Here is a 2,688-nt window from a genome sequence, read left to right as displayed (position 1 = left end):
CGGCGGGCTCGGCCCGGTCGCGGCGAACCTGGACCGGGGCGGCACGGCGCTCAACGCCGCGCTCAACGAGCTCCCGGCCACCACCCGCGACCTGCGGGGGCTGCTGCCCTCGCTCGACGCGACCCTGGGCAAGGCCCCGGTCACCCTGGACAAGGTCCCGCAGTTCTCCGACGACCTGCGTGCCCTGCTGCCCGAGGCCGACCGCGCCCTGCTCCAGCTCAACCCGATGCTGGAGTACCTGAAGCCCTACGGCGGCGACATCTACCAGTTCTTCACAACTTCGGTGAGACGGTGTCGCGCGGCGACGCCAACGGCACGCTCCTGCGCGTGATGCTGGTGTTCCACGCGCAGTCGTTCGCGGGGAACCCCGTCCCGCTGAACGAGATCCCGCCGCTGGACGACAACAACCCGTACCCGCGGCCGGGCACCCAGAACAGCCCGGAGGACGACGCGCCCCCGCCGCAGGTGGCCGACCCCGGACCGGCGAACCAGTCGCCGCCACCCGGACCGGCTCCCACGGTCGGGCCGCAGTCCGAGGGCGACGCCGCCCGGGGCAGCCGGCCGGCACCGGAGCCGGAGCCGTCCGGTGGTGGACTGTTCGGGCTGGGCGGATGATCCGCCGCCTCCGCACGACCCTCGAAGGGCGTAGCGCCGCATCCGCGGCGCTGCGCCCTTCGGGGCGTTCCGGCCTCGTCCTGATCATGGTGCTGGTCCTGGCGGCGCTGACCGCGGTGGGCGTGTCCCGGGTGAAGGTCGAGACCGGCGTCGAGTCGTTCCTGCCCTCGTCGGACCCGTCGGTGCAGCGCTACGCCGAGCTCGCCCGTTCCTTCGGCGGTGACCCGATCGTCGTGCTGCTGCGGGCCCCGCAGGCCCCCGGCCTGCTCGACCGGGACGTGCTGCCGCAGGTGCTCGGCGTCGAGGGCAGGCTGTCGCAGCTGCCGGACGTCGCGTCGGTCTACGGCCCGGCGACCACGCTGAACCAGCTGGCGTCGCAGTCGCAGAAGCTGCTCGCCGAGCTCACCGGCCGCCGCGACGGGCTGCAGCGCGCCGCGGCGATCACCGCCGAGCAGCGCGGCGAGGACCCGGTGGCGGCCGGCAACGCGGCCGTCGCCGCCTTCGACGCCCGCTACGGCCCGCTGATCGTGCAGGGCCTGCCCGTCGGGCTGCCGACGCTGCGCAACCAGCGCTTCATCGACCACTCGATCATGGGATCGGGCGGTGAGCCGCGGCCGCAGTGGCGCTACGTCGTCCCCGACGACCGGTCGCTGGCGATCCTGGTCCGCCCCCGTGAGGGACTCGACCAGGCCGGGACCGAGCAGCTCGTCGCCGCGGTGAACGTTCACCGCGGCGACGAGCTGCTCGGTCCCGGCCTGGTCGAGTCCCTCACGGGGGCGGACCAGGATCGCCAGCGACCGGTCGTCGGGGACGACGTAGCGCCACTGCGGCCGCGGCTCTCACCGCCCGATCCCATGATCGAGTGGTCGATGAAGCGCTGGTTGCGCAGCGTCGGCAGCCCGACGGGCAGGCCCTGCACGATCAGCGGGCCGTAGCGGGCGTCGAAGGCGGCGACGGCCGCGTTGCCGGCCGCCACCGGGTCCTCGCCGCGCTGCTCGGCGGTGATCGCCGCGGCGCGCTGCAGCCCGTCGCGGCGGCCGGTGAGCTCGGCGAGCAGCTTCTGCGACTGCGACGCCAGCTGGTTCAGCGTGGTCGCCGGGCCGTAGACCGACGCGACGTCCGGCAGCTGCGACAGCCTGCCCTCGACGCCGAGCACCTGCGGCAGCACGTCCCGGTCGAGCAGGCCGGGGGCCTGCGGGGCCCGCAGCAGCACGACGATCGGGTCACCGCCGAAGGAACGGGCGAGCTCGGCGTAGCGCTGCACCGACGGGTCCGACGAGGGCAGGAACGACTCGACGCCGGTCTCGACCTTCACCCGGGACACGCCCACCGCGGTCAGCGCCGCCAGGACCAGCACCATGATCAGGACGAGGCCGGAACGCCCCGAAGGGCGCAGCGCCGCGGATGCGGCGCTACGCCCTTCGAGGGTCGTGCGGAGGCGGCGGATCATCCGCCCAGCCCGAACAGTCCACCACCGGACGGCTCCGGCTCCGGTGCCGGCCGGCTGCCCCGGGCGGCGTCGCCCTCGGACTGCGGCCCGACCGTGGGAGCCGGTCCGGGTGGCGGCGACTGGTTCGCCGGTCCGGGGTCGGCCACCTGCGGCGGGGGCGCGTCGTCCTCCGGGCTGTTCTGGGTGCCCGGCCGCGGGTACGGGTTGTTGTCGTCCAGCGGCGGGATCTCGTTCAGCGGGACGGGGTTCCCCGCGAACGACTGCGCGTGGAACACCAGCATCACGCGCAGGAGCGTGCCGTTGGCGTCGCCGCGCGACACCGTCTCACCGAAGTTGGTGAAAGAACTGGTAGATGTCGCCGCCGTAGGGCTTCAGGTACTCCAGCATCGGGTTGAGCTGGAGCAGGGCGCGGTCGGCCTCGGGCAGCAGGGCACGCAGGTCGTCGGAGAAATGCGGGACCTTGTCCAGGGTGGACCGGGGCCTTGCCCAGGGTCGCGTCGAGCGAGGGCAGCAGCCCCCGCAGGTCGCGGGTGGTGGCCGGGAGCTCGTTGAGCGCGGCGTTGAGCGCCGGTGCCGCCCGGTCCAGGTTCGCCGCGACCGGGCCGAGCCCGCCGGCGAGCCGG

General features: G+C 74.4%; 3 protein-coding genes and 2 pseudogenes. 3 read left to right on the top strand and 2 right to left on the bottom strand.

Annotated elements, in window-relative coordinates; translation table 11 throughout:
• The 3 genes and pseudogenes from KPL57_RS06875 to KPL57_RS06865 all read left to right on the top strand — a co-directional run.
• Positions 1-331: pseudogene (locus KPL57_RS06875) on the top strand (hypothetical protein); the annotation flags it as partial.
• Positions 328-615, top strand: a complete 288-nt coding sequence (locus KPL57_RS06870) for a hypothetical protein (protein ID WP_226350944.1) — start codon at positions 328-330, stop codon at positions 613-615. The pseudogene KPL57_RS06875 and the gene KPL57_RS06870, both read left to right, overlap by 4 nt.
• Positions 612-1,550, top strand: a complete 939-nt coding sequence (locus KPL57_RS06865) for a hypothetical protein (protein ID WP_226350943.1) — start codon at positions 612-614, stop codon at positions 1,548-1,550. Before KPL57_RS06870 ends, KPL57_RS06865 begins: the two co-directional genes overlap by 4 nt.
• 511 nt (positions 1,551-2,061) lie before the next feature.
• Here KPL57_RS06865 and KPL57_RS06860 read toward each other — a convergent pair.
• Both KPL57_RS06860 and KPL57_RS06855 read right to left on the bottom strand, forming a co-directional pair.
• Positions 2,062-2,385 carry a hypothetical protein gene (locus tag KPL57_RS06860; RefSeq protein ID WP_226350942.1) on the bottom strand — a complete coding sequence of 108 codons (324 nt, stop codon included), beginning with the start codon at positions 2,383-2,385 and terminating at the stop codon, positions 2,062-2,064.
• Positions 2,386-2,389: 4 nt separating this feature from the next.
• Positions 2,390-2,688 (bottom strand): annotated as a pseudogene (locus KPL57_RS06855) (hypothetical protein); the annotation flags it as partial.

The organism is Pseudonocardia sp. ICBG601 (assembly GCF_020496245.1).
This window is presented reverse-complemented; position numbering and strand designations above follow the sequence as displayed.